Origin of the sequence: Hydrocarboniphaga daqingensis (assembly GCF_900129825.1) — a bacterium.
GTDB classification, from domain to species: Bacteria; Pseudomonadota; Gammaproteobacteria; order Nevskiales; family Nevskiaceae; genus Hydrocarboniphaga; species Hydrocarboniphaga daqingensis.
Window position 1 is genome coordinate 100,797 of the sequence record NZ_FQWZ01000003.1, and the last position, 16,749, is coordinate 117,545.

Below are 16,749 nucleotides of genomic sequence, written 5' to 3' on the forward strand. Positions count from 1 at the left end.
TGCCTGCTCACGGCGCCGACGGCGATTCGGCCGATCCGGCCGTGTAATGCCACATGAAGGCCAGCTTGTCGGCTTCTTCTTCGATGACTTTCGACACCGGCTTACCGCTGCCGTGGCCGGCGCGCGTGTCGATGCGGATCAGTGCCGGGGCTTCGCCGGCCTGCGCTGCTTGCAGCGCGGCGGCGTATTTGTACGAATGCGCTGGATGGACGCGGTCGTCGTGGTCGCCGGTGGTGATCAGCGTCGGCGGATAGGCGGTGCCCGGCTTGAGTGTGTGCAACGGCGAATAACGCGACAGATAGCCAAAGCCGTCGGCGTCGTCGGACGAGCCGTAGTCGCCGGTCCACGCATAGCCGACCGTGAATTTGTGGAAGCGCAGCATGTCCATCACACCGACCGTCGCCACCGCCGCACCCCACAGTTGCGGGTTCTGGTTGACGCTGGCGCCGACCAGCAGGCCGCCGTTGCTTCGGCCCCAGATCGCGATCCGCGGATAGGCCGTGTAGCGCTGCGACACCAGGTAGCCGGCCGCGGCGACGAAGTCGTCGAACACGTTCTGCTTGCGTTCGCGCGTGCCGGCCAGGTGCCAAGCTTCGCCGTATTCGCCGCCGCCGCGCAGATTGGCCACCGCATAGACGCCGCCGCGCTCCATCCAGGCCAGCGCCGACACATCGAAGGCCGGCGTCTTGGCGATGTCGAAACCGCCGTAGCCGTGCAGGAACGCGCGGGTGCGGCTGTCGCGCTTCAAGCCTTTGCGGTAGCTGATGAACATCGGCACGCGCGTGCCGTCGCGCGACGGATAGAACACTTGCTCGGTGACGTACTGCGTCGGGTCGAATGCCAGCCGCAGCGTGCGGAACGCGCTGGCGGAACGCGCCTTGATGCTGGCGCGATACGGCGTCAGCGGTTGGTTGTAGCTGGTGTAGCCGAACAGCAGCTCGTCGTCGTCATGGCTGCAATGGAAGTCCTCGGCCACGGCGCCGAGACCCGGCAGCTTGATCGGCCCGAGCAGCTTGCCGGCCAGCGTGTACAGCGTCAGCCGGCTGGACGCATCGTGCAGGCTCAGCACTGCCAGCTGACCGCCGGCGAGCTTGGCATTGACGATCGTGTCGGGCGTTTCAGCGACGACCGGGGTCCACGGCGCGTCGGCGGCCTGGGACAAGTCCAGCGACACGATCGCGCGACGCGGTGCGTCACGGTCGGTCATAAAGTAGGCGAGGCTGCCGTGGTGGCCGATGTACTGGTAGGCGTGATCGAAGGAGTCGACGCGCTTGATCGTTGGCGCATCGGCTTGCTGCAGGTCGCGGATGTAGACGCGGCTCTTGTCGCCCGAGCCGGCGCGCATCGTCACGATCAGATACCGGCCGTCGCGCGTCACTTGGCCGTCGATGAACCACTTCGGCTGGTCGGGCATCTCGAAGACCAGCACGTCGTCGCGCTGCGGTGTGCCGACGCGGTGGTAGTACAGCTTCTGGTTCGCCAGCCCGTCGAACACTGCGCGATTGCTGGTCTTGTCGGCCAACTCGGCGGGCGGATCGGGATAGCGCGAGTAGTAGAAACCCTCGCCATCCTGCGTCCACGACACGCCGGAGAATTTGATCCGCTGCAGCGTCTCGCTACTGTCGACGCCGCTGGCGACATCGCGGATGCGGAACTCGTTCCAGTCCGACCCGGCGGCGGCCGTCGCGTACATGATCCGCCGGCCATCGGGCGAGGGTTCGAACTGCGTCAGCGCCACGGTGCCGTCGCTGGACAGACGGTTGGGATCGAGCAGCTCGCGCGGCGCATCACTGCCTTTTTGCACGTACAGCACGGCCTGGTTCTGTAGGCCGTCGTTGCGCGTGTAGAAGTACTGCCCGCCGGCCTTGGCCGGTACGTCGAAGCGCTCGTAGTTCCACAGCTGCGTCAGGCGCTGCTGCAAGCCTTCACGTTCGGGCAACGCGGCCAGAAACGGCAGCGTCAACGCGTTTTGTGCGTTGACCCAGTCGCGTGTCTGCGGCGCGTCGAGGTCTTCGAGCGCGCGATACGGATCGGCCACCGCGGTGCCGAAGTAGGTATCCACGACATCGCCACGCGGCGATGCCGGGTAGTCCAGCGCCATCGCGGTCATCGGTATCCCCAGTGCCGCTGCCAGCCACAGTGAACGCATCACGCAGTCCTTCGCCCAAGGGATCAGTGTCTAGCTTGCCGCAAAACGATGTCGGCCGAGCGTGGCATCGATCGCAGCCGACACGACGAGCGTCGCCCGCATTGCCGCTAGATCGGGCAGGCGCGCAGCCGGCCTTCGAGCTTGGGCAGCTCCTGCATCGCGAACTCGTAGCCGCGCTGCGCCACATCGTCGAGCTTGTCCCAGTCGAACATCGCGATGCCGGACACCGGCAGCCGCAGATAGGCATCGGCCCGCGCCGCGCGCGCGGCCACGCCTGATTCGCTGGTCAGCGTCGCGGTGCGGAACAAGATCGAGATCAGGCTCGGCCGGCGTCCTTCGTGAGGCCGCAGCGGCGCCCAGCGCAACACGGCATCCGGGTCCGGACCTTCGACGCCGGGCATCGCCAGCGCGCCTTCGGTCGACACGTCCGACGCGATGATCGGGCCGCGTTCCAGACTCTGCATGATGTCGGTCGGCAGACTGTTGACGATGGCGCCGTCGACCAGCAAATCGCCCCGCCAGACCACCGGAGGTGCCACCCCTGGGATCGCCATGCTGGTGGCGACCCACAGCGCCAGCGGGCCACGATCGTGCACCACCGGCTGACCGCGCGTCAGGTTCGTGCTGACGCAATAAAACGGCGTGCGCAGCTGCTCGATACGCCGCTCTCCGAACAGCTTCTGCAAGTGTCGATAGAACTTGCGCCCGCGAATCAGCGCGACGCGTGGCAGCAGATAATCGTTCAGCAGCCGGTGTTCGACGAAGGTGTCGCGCGTGATTTCCAGCACTTGCCGCCAGTCGTAGCCACAGGCCGTCAACGCCGAAATGAACGCGCCCATGCTGGTGCCGCCGAGCACGTCCAGCGGCAGGCGCAGCTCATGCAGCGCGCGTAGCAGGCCGATGTGCGCAAAGCCGCGCGCACCGCCGCCGCCGAGCACCAGCCCCAGCGCACGCCCGCTGATGCTGCGCGCCAGTGATTCGGCATCGCGCGGCACATCGGGGCGCAGCAGGTAATGCGTGCGGGCGCCGCACAGCTCGCGCCACAGCAGTACGTTTTCGGCGCTCGCGTCGGCGGGGCACAGCAGCACCAGTTCGACAGGGACTCGCAGATTGAGGCTGCGTAGTTCGTCGAGCATCGGCGTCAACGTCGGCGGCGTCCGCGCATCGACGACGACCATCACGCGGTCGCACTGTCGCAGGCAGCGGTCGGTCCAGCTACTCGGCACGCGGTCGGCCAAGTAGATCAAGTGACGGTGTACGCGTTCGGCGCTGTGCAGGTGCTGCACCAGCTTGCCTTCCGATGCCAAGCCCGGCGCCATTTGCGATGCGCCGCGCCCCAGCGACCGGTCCACGCTCGGGCCATCGACGATGCGCACGTCGCCGCATTCGGCCAGCGTGTCGCGCATGCGCTCGGCGATCGCGTGCAAGTCGATGGTCGGCGTCACCGGCAGCAGCGTGATGCAGCGCGGCCGGTTGGCAGCCGCCAGTGCCGATGGCGTCGGCCGTGCTTGCAGCCGCGAGATGATCATCTGCGTCAGGCGTAGCAGCACATCGGGATGATCCTGCAGAAACGCCAGCAGGTCGTCGCGGCCGATCCGCAGCAGGTAGCTGTCGCGCACCGCGTAGACCTGGGCGCTGCGCGCGTTGCCGCCGAGGATCGCCACTTCGCCGACGCACTCGAGCATGCCGACTTCGCCGCGCAAGCTGCCGTCGGCGTTCTCGACGCGCAGCCGGCCGGTGGCGACGACATAGATGCAGTCGGCCGGTGAGCCGATCGCAAACACGGATTCGCCGCTGCGGAATCCGCAGATCGTCGTGCAACGCGCCAGCGCGTCGAGCGCGGTCGACGCGATGCCGGCAAACAATCGGCTCTGAGCGAGCAACGCATGGGGGTCCATGGGCAGCGAGTGTAGTCTCAAGCCCACGGAGCGACGCTATCCTTGCGCATGTCTCCCGCCGAACTGACTGAATTTTTGCGTCGCAGCATTCCGCTGCTGACGGCCGTCGACGTGCGGGTGCGCGTCTGCACGCCGCAGCACGTGGTGCTTGAAGCGCCGCTGGCCAACAACCTCAACCATCATCACACCGCATTTGGCGGCAGCCTGGCCCTGCTGAGTGTGCTGACCGGCTGGTCACTGCTGCATGTGGCACTGCGCGATGCCGGCATCGACGCGGCGCTGGTCGTGCAGCGCAGCCAATGCCGGTTCGATCGGCCGGTGACCGGCGCGCTGGTGTCGGAAGCGCGCTTGCCGGCCGAGCACTGGCCGGCGTTCGTCGATCGGCTGCGAAGCCGCGGCCGCGCACGCATCGACCTGCACAGCCGCGTGATCGGCGCCGATGCCGCCGCCGACGCGGTGATCCACGATGCCACCTACGCTGCGCTGATCGAACCTGCCTGAGTCCGCTGCCATGAAATTCCAGTACTGCCCGCAATGCGCACGCCCCTTGATCGTCGCCCGCTTCGGCGACCGTGACCGCAGCGGCTGCGCCGATCCGCAGTGCGGCTACGTGCACTGGGACAATCCGGTGCCGGTCGTGGCGGCGATCGTCGAGCACGAAGGGCAGATCATCCTGGCGCGCAACGCAGCGTGGCCGGCGGGCGCGTATGCGCTGATCACCGGCTTTCTGGAACGCGGCGAAACCCCGGAGATCGGCGTGCAGCGCGAAGTCGAGGAAGAGCTGGGCCTGACGCCACTGGCCGCGAACTTCGTCGGGCTGTACGAGTTCCACCGGATGAACCAGCTGCTGATCGCGTACCACGTGCCCGCGACCGGCACCGTGCGCCTCAACGAAGAGTTGGTCGACTGGAAGCACGTCCCGTTCGACCAGTGCCGCTACTGGCCCGCCGGTACCGGCTTTGCGCTGCGCGATTGGCTCATGGCCAAGGGCATCGACGCGCAGCCGATCGAATGGCCGAGCGCGCGGGGTGGCACGACGTCATCTTGAGCAAGGCGGCTCGAACGTCGCGATCGCCGTCTCGTCGGCAACGGGACTGACCGCGGACATCACGTCGGGCCATGACCCGAGTGCGCTGCCCGCTCGCGCCGTAGCTGCCAGGTAAACGCCAAGTATGCGAGGGCCGAGCCGAGCCCGGTGGCGATCAGGTCGGCAACATCGAACACGAAGCGCGGGTTGGTGGTCTGCGCCAGTTCCCATCCGCACAAGCCGAGCGTGGTGAATGCCAGCACGCGACGGAATGCGCGATGGCACGCGCTTGCATCGGGCAGGCCGGCGGCCGGGGTCGTGAAACTGACCAGAATCAGCGGCATGCCGAACGCCGCGGCCAGATTGGGCATGACACCCAGGCTCAGTGCGAGCAGCGGCTCCGGCTCGGTCATGCGGTCGCGCAGTTCGTGTGTCGCCGACAGCGCGGCGAGGCCGATCATGCCGATCGCTGACAGCCTGAACTGAAGATCGATGCGCATCGTGTCGGTACTCCGTTCCAGGATTCAGCCGCGCGCGTGACGCCGGTGTGATCAATGCCGATCAAGCGCGCGACCGTGATCCGTTGGGGGCGCGATATCGGGTTGGACCGACACGACGTGCGTTGTTGACTCAAGTCGCCGGCATCGCGGTATCGCGGGCGCGACGTTCGGCCTGGATGCGGTTCATGTTCAGGAAGATGCGGGCCGCGATCCGGGGGTAACGGCGACAGATCAACTCCTGATCGGCATCGTCGAAGCGCAGCAATCGCGTCTTGCTCAGCGTTTCGACGTTGGCCATGCGCTTCTGACCGAAGTAGCCGGCTTCGCCGACGACGCCGCCCCGCTTGTGCTGGTTGAGCACGACGCGCTCGCCGTCGCGATACGTCCATACCGCCAGCTTGCCGTCGATGACGATGAAGATGTCGCCGCCCGGATCGCCTTCGCGGATGATCAGCACGCCGGCCGGCACGACTTCGACACGCGACATCAGCGCAAAGATGCGCGCCTCGCGCGAGCTCAGGCCGGCGAACAGCGGGATCGTGCCCTGCACGTTGGCGCCCAGGTTCAAGCGCAGCGAATCCCACAGCGTGACGACGCGCACGCCGCTGATGAAGGCCGGCGTGACGAATACGTCAACCAGCCAGGCACAGGCCAGCGTGAACGCGGCCAGCCAGCCGAACAGCACTTGGTTCTGCAACTCGCCGGTGGTCAGCACCAGAAAGCCGGCAGCGAGAATCGCCTTGGTCAGCGTGATCGGTCGCAGCACGGCCTGCAGCGCCGACACGGCGGCCGTGGTCTCGGACGCGGTGCGTCGCGCGGCGGTATTGAACCGCGACAGGTAGTGAATCGTGTCGTCCACCGCCAAGCCCAGCACCAGGCATTCCACCAAGCTGGTGCTCGCGTTGAGCTTGACGCCGAACAAGCCCAGCGCGCCGAAGTACAGCGCGGTTTGCAGCAAGGTCGGCAGACTGGCCAGCAGCCCGACCCAGGGCGAGGCGAACTGGATCGCCAGGCACAGATAGATCACGCCCAGTGCCAGCGCGATGCTCTGCAGCTGACCCGACGTAACCGCATGCACCGACTGCGTCATCAGCACGGCTTCGCCACTGGCCTGTGCGTGCATGCTCTTGGGCAGTTGCTGCAGGCGCTGCTCAATGCGCGCGAGCAGATCGCCGATCTCGGCGGTGTCGTCGATCGTCAGCCGCAGGTTGATCAGCGTGGATTGACGGTCGCTGTCGATCAGCTGCGACAAGGTGTCGGTATCGCCGAAAAACAGCAGCTGGCTGGTCAGCTCGCGGCTGTCGGGCAAGGCGGCGACATCGCTGCCGGTCAGCAAGCGATTCAGTGATCGCAGATGGTCGGTGATGCCGGTCACCGTGCCGACGCCTGGCTGCTGTCGCAGCCAGGCTTGCAGCGCGTCGAGTTCCTGCAGCGACTCGGGTTCGAGGAACAGCTCGGGAACCGCGCCGTCGATCAGGATCGACAGCGGCGTCACGCCGCCGAGCGCGGTATTGACGCGCTCGTAGTCGCGGCGCACTTCGCTGCCCGCCGAGAACGCGCCGACGAATCGATCGCCGACGTCGATCCTGGTGGCCAGCAGCACGGCGGCGACGCCGATGGCGCTGGCGACCCACAGGATGCGCCGCCGATTGACCACGTCGAAGCGCCCGATCATTGCGCTGCCGTTGCGGAACAAACGGTCCGCCGGCAACGGCTGACGCGGCGTGCGACGGGTTGTGAGTCCCAACATCGCCGGGACGAAGGTCAGTACCAGCAGCACCGTGTAGACCACGCCCAGCGACGACAGCAGCGCAAATTCGCGGATCGCCGGCAGATCGTTGGTCACCAACGCCAGCACGCCGACGCCAGTGGTGAAACCGGTCAGCACGACCGGCCCGGTCACGTCGCGCAGCAAATGCTCGATGCGCTTGCTGCGGTCGCGGATGCGCGGCTCGCGCAGCAGCGCTTCAAAGTCGGTCAGTACATGAGCGCAGTAGGCCAGCCCCATCGTCGCCAGCAGCGGCGGCACCAGGCTGGTGATCAGGTTCAGCGGACGGCCGCTGGCCGACAGCGTCGCCATCGTCCACAGCAAGGCCAGGCTGATCGTCAGCAGCGGCAGCCAGACGCCGCGCCAGCTGCGAAACGCCAGCGCCAGCAAGCCGGCCAGCACCAGCACGATCGCTGGCACGGTCCAGCCGAGCTGGTCGAGCACCGCACGGCTGGTGGCGTCGCGGACGATCGGCATGCCGGTGACGGCGATACTCAAGTCGGGACCGTCGAAGCGATGCGCGGTTTGCCGGATCGCTTCGGCCACACCGCTTTCGAGCGTGTCGCGGTCGCTGCGCGTGCTCAGCGCAACGCGGATCGCGGCCGACCGGCCGTCGAGCGTCACCAGTTGTCCGCGCAGCAGCGGGTCGGCATCGAGGCTGCGGCGCAAGGCTGCGATCAGTGCCGCGTCGTCAAATTCGGACGGCTTCAGGCGTCGCAGGCTCAGCTGTCCGTCGCCGCCGCGTGGCAACGGCACGCGGGTCAGCGACTGCACTTCGGCCACGCCCGGCAGTGCGGCCAGCGCCCGGCTCAATTCATCGAGTTGGCGCAGCACCGCCGGGGAATACACGTCGGCCGCTTGCAGCAGCACCAGCACGGCGTCGTCGGCGGCGCCGAAGCGCGCATGGACGATGTCGTCGACCGGTTGCGCCGGCAGGTTGGGGGCGATCATCGGGTCGAGCGAGGCGTCGACCGTCAGTCTCAGCCGCTGCTCGCGGAAGTCGACCAGTTGCAGCAGCGCTGCCAGCGACAGCAGCGTGATCAGCACAACGATCAGCCGCGGCCGCTCGGCGATCCAGGCGGCCAGGCTGCCACGGCGCGCCGCGGTATCCGCCGGCGCCGCTGTCGCCATCGCGGCTTACTCGTTCTTCAGATAGAACGTCGCGGGCGCGAAGTTCTTTTCGGACAGCCGTTCCAGCAAATAGATGTCCGACAGCTCGATCTGCGTTTCGCTGTTACGGGCCAGGTCCTTCATCGCGTAGTGCGTGACAAACCAGTACGGCGACAGCTCGCTGAGCGTTGCGGCATCGGCCTGCAGCTGCTTGACCAGCTTGCCGCTGCCGTCGAGAAAGTCCGAGCGCATCGGCACACAGCTCTGCTGGTCGACGTAGGTGCGCAGCGTCGCGTACTGCGGCGCCGCGTCGGCGAGCTGGGTTTCGAGCACATAGTGCGCGCGGCCGGCGATCACGGTGTCGTTGATGCGCTTCGTGGTGCCGTTGGCGGCCAGGCCCTGCAGCTGCTTGAGGTCGGTGTACGACAGGTCGGTGCCCCACAGCGGGCGATTCAGGTCATCACCGCTGACCTGCTGCACCTTGTTGGCGGCCGGCAGGTAGAAGTAGATCTGCTCCTGTCCTTCGCTGCGCACCAGCAAGTAGCTGGAGCCCGCCAGGTCCTTGGGTTCGGTGACGCGCACGTTGAGGCGGGCTTCGCCGGTGTCCTTGACCGGCTTCCAGAACAGCTTGAGCTTGAGCGCGCGCTCCTTGCCGTCACGAGCCTTGCTGGTCAGCGTCACGTCGCGCAACGACCCGCGGTCGGCGAGGTTGCCGCGCGTGCAGACGTTGATCTCTTCGACCGTGGCGGCAAACGCGTTCAACGGCGGCGAACCGGCGCCCGGCGCGGCGGTCGGCACCGGCTTGTTGCCGGCCGGGCTGGCAGCGGCAGCAGCGGTGCTGGCAAGCAGCAAGGCAAGACCGGAGACGCGGACGAAGGCGGACTTCATGTGAGGGTTCCTGGCGACGATGCCGATGGGCGATCGGCCGAAGTCTAGCCGACTTGCCCGCCGGCGCCTGAGCGATTTCCCGACCCGGCGCCGGCTTGCGCCTGTGTCTCGATCCAGGCGTCGATGCGCTGCTCCAAAATCTGCAGCGGCACCGCGCCGCTGGCCAGCACCGCGTCATGGAACGCGCGCACGTCGAAGCGCGCGCCCAGGCGTTGCTCGGCCCGCGCACGCAGCTCTTTGATCTTCAGCTCGCCGATTTTGTACGCCAGTGCCTGGCCCGGCATCGCCATGTAGCGGTCGATTTCGTTGGCGATGTCCAGCGGCGTCTTGGCTGCGTTGTCGGCGAAGTAGTCGATCGCCTGCTGCCGCGTCCATCCCTTGGCGTGCAGGCCGGTGTCGACCACCAGACGCACCGCGCGCCACATTTCGTAGGTCAGCTGTCCGAATCGCGAATACGGGTCGGCATACAAGCCCAGCTCGCCGCCGAGCGACTCGGCGTACAAGCCCCAGCCTTCGACATAGGCCGTATAGCCCTCGCCGTACTTGCGGAAGGCCGGCATGTCACCCAGTTCCATCTGCAGCGCCAGCTGCAGGTGATGGCCCGGTACCGACTCATGCGCGCTGAGTGCTTCCATCTCCCATTTCGGCCGCGTCTCGGGCCGGTACAGGTTCACGTAGTAATAGCCGGCGCGGCTGCCGTCGGCAGCGGGTGGGTAGTAGTAGGCGGTGGTCGTGTCGGGCGCCGAGCTGTCGGGGATCGCGCGCACACCGTAGGGGGTGCGCGGCAGCTTGCCGAACAAGCGCACCAGCTGGGGGTCGATGCGCTTGACGATCAGCGTGTAGGCGTCCATCAGCGCTTGCGGCGACTCGTAGAAATAGCGCGGGTCGGTGCGCAGATGCTCGAAGAAGGCCTTCAAGTCGCCTTCGAACCCAACCTGGCTGCGGATCGTCTCCATCTGCGCACGAATGCGCGCCACTTCGCTCAGGCCGATTTGATGGATCTGATCCGGCGTCAGCGTCGTCGTCGTGTGGTGACGCGCCAGGTAGGCATAGAACGCATCGCCTTGCGGTTGCGCGGCGAGACCGGGTGCGGCGGCGCAGGCCGGCAGGTAGTCCTGATCGAAGAACGTCGCAAAGCGTTCATAGGCCGGCAGCACCTGATCGCGTATCGCGTCGGCAGCGGCGCTGCGCAGCGCGGCGGCGCCGTCGATGGTGCCGGGCATCGCCACGAACGGGGCGTAGAACGGGCTCTGCCGCGCGTCGGCGACCCGCTGGTGCGCGATCTGCGCCGACACGCGCTGCATGATCACGCGCGGATAGGTGCGGCCCTGGGCCATGCCCTGACGCATCAGTGCGATCGTCTGGTCCATGTAGACGCCGAAGTGCTGCAGGCGCGCCAGGTAGTCCTGATAGTCCTTGGCCGTCTCGAAGCGCATGGCTTCGAGCATTTCATGCGCGGTCTGGATGCCGCCGCGCTGGTTGATCGGCAGCAGATGCGCGCCGTAGCGCAGGCTGTCGAGCTGATCCTGGGTCTGCTGACGAAACAGGTCGTAGTTCAGCTGTTGCTCGGTCGATAGAGCTTGCCGGTCGATCGCAGCCAGTTGCACCAGCAACTGCTCGCCATGCTGCTGTCGCGCCGCAAAGGCCGCTGCCGACACGTCGTCCCAGCGGTCGTTGTAGCGGCGGTCGCCGAGATAGGTCGCCGTCAACGGCGAATCCTCCAGCGTGTGCTGCCACTGCTGATCCAGCAGTTGCAGAAACGCGGCATCGGCGTCGGCGCGTTCGTCGCGGGCCGGAGGTTTGCAGGCGCTGACGGCCAGCGCGAGCAGCACGCCGATCCAGCAGCGCATCCATCGCGCGGAAATCGGGGCTCGCATCATGCGTCGGCTACTCGATGTTGAATTTCTTGAGCTTGTAGCGAAGCTGCCGGAAGCTCAGGCCGAGCAACTCCGCGGCGCGGGTCTTGTTGTAACGCGCCTTTTCCAGCGCGTCGCGTATCGCGCGCTTTTCCATCTGTTCGATCTGCGTGTCGAGCCCGGCCGGCGCTGGCGCGTTGCCCAGCACTGGCGCTGGCGCTGCCGCAGCCGCAGCCGGTGCGACGCCGGTCAACGCGGTCGGACGCAGCTGCAAGTCGGCTGCGCCGATGCTGGCGCCGTCCGACAGCGTGATCGCACGCTCGAGCACGTTCTCCAGCTCGCGGACATTGCCGGGGAATTCGTAGGCCATCAGTTGCGCCAGCGCATCGGCCGTCAGCTGTGGCTGGCGGCCATCGCCGTCGGTCAATCGAGCCAAGATGCTGGCGGCCAGCAGCGGTATATCGCCGCGCCGCTCACGCAGTGCCGGCGTGCGGACTTCGATCACGTTGAGCCGGTAGTACAAGTCCTGGCGGAACTGGCCCGACGCGACCAAGCCGCTCAGATCGCGATGCGTTGCCGAGATCACCCGCACGTTGACCGGGATCTCGCTTTCGCTCCCGACCGGTCGCACGCGCCGTTCCTGCAGTGCACGCAGCAGCTTGACCTGCATGTGCAGCGGCAGATCGGCGACTTCATCCAGAAACAGCGTGCCGCCTTCCGCCGCCTGGAACAGGCCGCTCTTGTCGCGCAGCGCGCCGGTGAAGCTGCCCTTCAAGTGACCGAAGAACTCGCTTTCCATCAGCTCGCTCGGGATCGCGCCGCAGTTGACCGGTACGAACGCCGCGCTGCCGCGCGGGCCGCGCTGATGGATCAGCCGCGCGACCAACTCCTTGCCAGTGCCGGATTCCCCGCAGATGTGTACCGGCGCCTGGCTGCGGGCCAGACGCTCGATCAGCGAGCGCAGCTGATCCACCGACGGGTCACGTCCAAGCAGGCCGCCATCGGCCGGAGGCGCCTCGCCGTCGCCGGCCTTCAGCCGCAGCCCGGTTTCGACCAGCTTGCGCAGCATCGGCAAGTCGACCGGCTTGGACACGAAGTCGAACGCGCCGGCCTTCAGGCTCTCGACGGCGGCTTGGGCGTTGCCGTAGGCCGTAATGACCGCCACCGGCAAACCCGGACTGTGCTTCTGCACGTGATGTACCAGATCGATGCCGCTGCCGTCGGGCAGGCGCATGTCGGTAAAGCAAAAGTGGAAGCTGCGCTCGGCCAAGTGCGCGCGCGCCTCGGCCAGATTCGCCGCCGCCTGCGTGCGCACGCCCATGCGCAGCAGCGTGATCTCGATCAACTCGCGGATATCGGCTTCGTCGTCGACGATCAGCGCAACGGGCGAGGATGGGGTTTTGCCGGCGGATCGGTTCATGCAGCTCGGTCAGAGGCGGAATGGGCGAACGTCAACCGAAAGCAGGCGCCACGCACATCGCGCGGCCGGTAGGCGATCCGGGCCTGATTGTATTCACACAACTCACGGGTCAAGAACAAACCCAGACCGGTGCCTTGATGAGCGGTCGTAAAAAACGGCTCGAAGATCTGGTCGTGCAGGTCGGCGGCGATGCCGGGGCCCGTATCGATCACGTCGAGCCAGACCTGCGCGCGCTCATTGATGCCGGCGTCGACCAGCACCACCGAGGTTTCCCCGCCACCATGCAGAAACGCGTTGTCCCACAGATTGAACATCACCTGCTGCAAATGATGCGGGTCGAAGCGCACCTGCAGGTCGGTGCGCATGTCGCTGAGTTCGATCGGCCGTGCGCGGTCTCGATAGGACTCGTGGTACAGCGCCGCGGTGCGCAGCAGCCAGTCGCGCAGCAGCAGCGTGGTCGGCTGAGGCGGCTCGCGACGCGTCATCGCCAGCACGTCCTGGACGATCTTGTCGATGCGCTGGCTATGACGCTGGATCATCGCCAACAGCCGCTGGTTCTGATCACTGTTGCCCGGCTCGCCGATCGACTCGCCCTCGGCCAGCAGCTGGCTGGCGTGCTGGATCGCCGACAGCGGATTGCGGATTTCGTGGGCGATGTTGGCCGACAGCCGGCCCAGCGCGGCGAGCTTCATCTGCTGCGCCTGCTCACGCATCAGCGCCGCATCTTCGAGCAAGACCAGCACCGGCGACAGCGTGCCGCTGCCCAGCCACGAGAAACGCGGCACCACTTCGGCGCTGCCGCCGCTGGCCGCGATCGGCGCGCCGCTGGCCACGCCGTCGCTGCGCCATCGCAGCAGCCGAGCCGCCAGCGCCGGCGCATCGCGGCTCAGCGGGCGGTCGAGTGCCCCTGCCGGCAACTGCAGCATCCGCATCGCCGCCTCGTTGCTGCGGCGTACGCGCAGAGCCGAGTCGACCACCAGCACGCCGGTGTTCATACCCGAGACGATGCTGTCGTTGAGGCGTGACAGATCGGCGAATTCGTTGCCGACGAACTCCGCCAGCGCCTCACTCTTGCGCGCCCGCTGCGCCACGGCATTGGCGGCGATGCTGGCACCGAACAGCATCAAGCCGAGCACGCCGGTGGCCGTGAAGTCGTTGGTGTCGAAGTTGCGGTCGTAGCGGCGGGCGATTTCGACGGAGAACATCGCGATCGTCGCCAGCGCGGCCTGCAGCATCGCCATCCGCGGGCTCAGCACCAGCGCACCACCGACCACTGGGATGATCACCAACGTGCCCAGGCCGGTCGGCACGCCGCCACTGGCGTAGAGCATCAGGCTCAGGCCGGTCAGGTCGCCGAGCAAGTGCAGGTGCGCCTGGGTTTCGAGGATCGGGCGCTGGCGCATCACCAGATGGAGCAGCGCCAGCGCGACGGCTCCATAGCCCACGCAGACCCAGCTGAGCCGCGTCGGGTCGAGGTTGTCGAACAGCCGGGTCGCGAAGCCGGCTTTTAGCGCGACCACCAGCACGGCGACCAGGATCAGCCGATACAGCGACAACAGCCGCAGGACGCGCCATTCCTCAGGCGCGGCGTGGTCGATCATCTCGCCCGCCAGCGGCGGGTCCGCGTGTTGGCGCTTCAGTCCGAGCATCGGCCGCAGCGGCCGCTGCGCGACAGCGCGGTGCTCGGCAGATGGGCGCCGCAGGCGCTGCAACGCTGCATCAACTCAAACGGCTCCTTGCCGGCTTCCGGTGGCTGCGGCCCGCGCAATTTGTGCTGCCACTGATTCCAAAGGCGCCAGCCCAGCCAGGCCAGAGCGGCGAACAACATCAGGCGAACGATCATCAGGCCATCTCGACGGTAGACAGCAAGCAGCGGCTGCCAGAGCAGTCTAGAGAATTTCACGGCCCGGGTAGGGGATTGCCCGGTCGGTAACGCCATTGACATAAGCCACCGTAATTGAACCGTTTGCTTTGCGCGCCTCGGTCAATTAGTGGAAAATCCGCCCCGCTCACACTGCGAGAAACCAATGAATCTCCACGAATACCAAGCGAAGGCCCTCTTCGCTCGTTACGGCATTCCGGTTCCGGAAGGCCTGCTGGCTGAAAGTCCCGAAGCGGCTCGCGCCGCTGCCAAGCAACTCGGCACCGAAAAGGTCGTCGTCAAGGCTCAGGTCCACGCCGGCGCGCGTGGCAAGGCCGGCGGCGTCAAGCTGGTCACCGGCCCGGATGCGGCCGAAGAAGCAGCCAAGGGCATGCTCGGCAAGAATCTGGTCACGATCCAGACCGATGCCAAGGGCCTGCCGGTCAACTCGGTCTACGTCGAGAAGCCGTCGAACATCGCCCGCGAGCTGTATCTGTCGGCGCTGATCGACCGTACGCAGGAAAAGATCGTGTTCATGGCCTCCAGCGATGGCGGCATGGACATCGAAGAAGTCGCGCACAACACGCCCGAGCGGATCAAGCACGTGTTCGTGTCGCCGGCCGCCGGCCTGCAGCCCTACCAGGCGCGCGAACTGGCCTTCTTTATGGACCTGTCCAAGGAGCAGGCGGACCAGTTCACCAAGGTGCTGAACGGTCTGTACAAGATCTTCATGGAGTGCGACTGCTCGCTGGTCGAGATCAACCCGCTGATCGTCACCAAGGAGGGCAACATCATGGCCCTCGACGGCAAGCTCAACTTCGACGACAACGCACTGTTCCGTCAGAAGGACATCGCCTCGCAGCGCGACCCGTCGCAGGAAGACGAGCGCGAGCGCCTGGCCAGCAAGTACGACCTCAACTACGTCACGCTCGAAGGCAACATCGGCTGCATGGTCAACGGCGCCGGTCTTGCGATGGCGACGATGGACATCGTCAAGCTGCATGGCGGCCAGCCCGCCAACTTCCTTGACGTCGGCGGCGGCACCACGGCCGAAAAGGTCACCGAGGCGTTCAAGCTGATCACCTCGTCGCCGGAAGTGAAGGCGATCTTCATCAATATCTTCGGCGGCATCGTCCGCTGCGACCTGATTGCCGAAGGCATCATCGCCGCGGTCAAGCAGGTTGGCCTGAAGATTCCGGTCGTCGCCCGACTGCAGGGCACCAACATGGAAAAGGGCCAGGCGCTGCTGCGCGAATCCGGCCTGGCCGTCACGCCGGTCTCCGACCTCACCGAAGCGGCGCAGACGGTCGTTCGTCTGGCGCAGGGGAAGTAACGCAATGTCCATCCTGATCGACAAGAACACCCGCGTCATCTGCCAGGGTTTCACCGGCAAGCAGGGCACTTTCCATTCCGAACAGGCGATCGCCTACGGCACCAAGATGGTCGGCGGCGTGTCGCCCGGCAAGGGCGGCAGCAGCCACTTGAGCCTGCCGGTGTTCAACACCGCGCACGATGCGGTCAAGCAGACCGGCGCCGAAGCCACGATGATCTACGTGCCGGCTCCCGGCGCGGCCGATGCGATCCTCGAAGCGGCGGATGCCGGCATCAAGGTCATCATCTGCATCACCGAAGGCATTCCGGTGATCGACATGGTCAAGGTCAAGGCCGCGCTGCGCGCGCAGTATCCGGACAGCGTGCTGATCGGTCCGAACTGCCCCGGCGTGATCACGCCGGGCCAGTGCAAGATCGGCATCATGCCGGGCCACATCCACAAGCCGGGTCGCATCGGCGTGGTGTCGCGCTCCGGCACGCTGACCTATGAAACCGTGCACCAGACCACGCAGAACGGCCTGGGCCAGAGCACCTGCGTCGGCATCGGCGGCGACCCGGTTCGCGGCCTGGGCTTCATCGACGTGATCTCGCTGTTCGAAAAGGACCCGGCCACCGAAGGCATCATCATGGTCGGTGAAATCGGCGGCTCCTCGGAAGAAGAAGCGGCCGAGTACATCAAGGCGCACGTCAAGAAGCCGGTGGTCGCCTACATCGCCGGCGTCACCGCGCCGCCGGGCAAGCGCATGGGCCACGCTGGCGCGATCATCGCGGGTGGCAAGGGCACGGCCGACGAGAAGTTCGCCGCGCTCGAAGCTGCCGGTGTCAAGACCGTCCGCAGCCCGGCCGACCTCGGCTCGGCAATGTTGTCGCTGCTGAAGTAAGCCATCGCGTCTGCAGTCCCGAAGGCCCGCGCAAGCGGGCCTTCTTGCGTTGGCGCGCC

13 protein-coding genes are annotated in these 16,749 nt (G+C 66.6%); 4 read left to right on the plus strand and 9 right to left on the minus strand.

The annotated features are described in order from the left end of the window. Positions 1-7: 7 nt before the first annotated feature. Entirely contained in the window at positions 8-2,149 is a 2,142-nt protein-coding gene (locus BUB09_RS06420) for a prolyl oligopeptidase family serine peptidase (protein ID WP_072895788.1), read from the minus strand. Between the two features lie 107 nt (positions 2,150-2,256). Continuing rightward, on the minus strand, positions 2,257-4,047 hold the full coding sequence (locus BUB09_RS06425; RefSeq protein ID WP_072895791.1) for a patatin-like phospholipase family protein: 1,791 nt from the start codon (positions 4,045-4,047) through the stop codon (positions 2,257-2,259). A gap of 48 nt (positions 4,048-4,095) precedes the next feature. Here BUB09_RS06425 and BUB09_RS06430 point away from each other — a divergent pair, with 48 nt between their 5' ends. Next, a complete protein-coding gene (locus BUB09_RS06430; RefSeq protein ID WP_072895794.1) occupies positions 4,096-4,548 on the plus strand; it encodes a YiiD C-terminal domain-containing protein in 453 nt (150 codons plus the stop codon). Between the two features lie 10 nt (positions 4,549-4,558). Continuing rightward, entirely contained in the window at positions 4,559-5,095 is a 537-nt protein-coding gene (locus BUB09_RS06435; protein WP_072895796.1) for an NUDIX domain-containing protein, read from the plus strand. 59 nt (positions 5,096-5,154) lie between these two features. On the opposite strand, the gene BUB09_RS06440 is transcribed toward BUB09_RS06435, so the two are convergent. From BUB09_RS06440 to BUB09_RS06470, 7 genes are all read right to left on the minus strand, one after another. After that, a complete protein-coding gene (locus BUB09_RS06440; protein WP_072895800.1) occupies positions 5,155-5,574 on the minus strand; it encodes a hypothetical protein in 420 nt (139 codons plus the stop codon). Positions 5,575-5,704: 130 nt separating this feature from the next. Continuing rightward, positions 5,705-8,473 carry an MMPL family transporter gene (locus BUB09_RS06445; protein ID WP_084083219.1) on the minus strand — a complete coding sequence of 923 codons (2,769 nt, stop codon included), beginning with the start codon at positions 8,471-8,473 and terminating at the stop codon, positions 5,705-5,707. A 6-nt stretch (positions 8,474-8,479) separates the two neighbouring features. Continuing rightward, the gene (locus BUB09_RS06450) at positions 8,480-9,340 is read right to left on the minus strand and encodes an outer membrane lipoprotein-sorting protein (protein ID WP_072895803.1); all 861 of its coding nucleotides are present in this window, start codon (positions 9,338-9,340) and stop codon (positions 8,480-8,482) included. Between the two features lie 44 nt (positions 9,341-9,384). Next, positions 9,385-11,220: a DUF885 domain-containing protein gene (locus BUB09_RS06455; protein WP_217650251.1), complete on the minus strand. Its 1,836-nt coding sequence runs from the start codon at positions 11,218-11,220 to the stop codon at positions 9,385-9,387. Between the two features lie 7 nt (positions 11,221-11,227). Then, on the minus strand, positions 11,228-12,616 hold the full coding sequence (locus tag BUB09_RS06460) for a sigma-54-dependent transcriptional regulator (protein ID WP_072895809.1): 1,389 nt from the start codon (positions 12,614-12,616) through the stop codon (positions 11,228-11,230). Next, the gene (locus tag BUB09_RS06465) at positions 12,613-14,265 is read right to left on the minus strand and encodes a sensor histidine kinase (RefSeq protein ID WP_072895811.1); all 1,653 of its coding nucleotides are present in this window, start codon (positions 14,263-14,265) and stop codon (positions 12,613-12,615) included. Before BUB09_RS06465 ends, BUB09_RS06460 begins: the two co-directional genes overlap by 4 nt. After that, a complete protein-coding gene (locus tag BUB09_RS06470; RefSeq protein WP_072895814.1) occupies positions 14,253-14,459 on the minus strand; it encodes a hypothetical protein in 207 nt (68 codons plus the stop codon). The genes BUB09_RS06465 and BUB09_RS06470 overlap by 13 nt, the downstream gene beginning before the upstream one ends. A 184-nt stretch (positions 14,460-14,643) precedes the next feature. Here BUB09_RS06470 and sucC point away from each other — a divergent pair, with 184 nt between their 5' ends. Together sucC and sucD are read left to right on the plus strand one after the other, a co-directional pair. After that, the gene (gene sucC / locus BUB09_RS06475; RefSeq protein ID WP_072895817.1) at positions 14,644-15,810 is read left to right on the plus strand and encodes an ADP-forming succinate--CoA ligase subunit beta; all 1,167 of its coding nucleotides are present in this window, start codon (positions 14,644-14,646) and stop codon (positions 15,808-15,810) included. Positions 15,811-15,814: 4 nt separating this feature from the next. Beyond that, on the plus strand, positions 15,815-16,690 hold the full coding sequence (sucD, locus tag BUB09_RS06480; RefSeq protein ID WP_072895819.1) for a succinate--CoA ligase subunit alpha: 876 nt from the start codon (positions 15,815-15,817) through the stop codon (positions 16,688-16,690). The last annotated feature ends 59 nt before the right edge of the window (positions 16,691-16,749 follow it).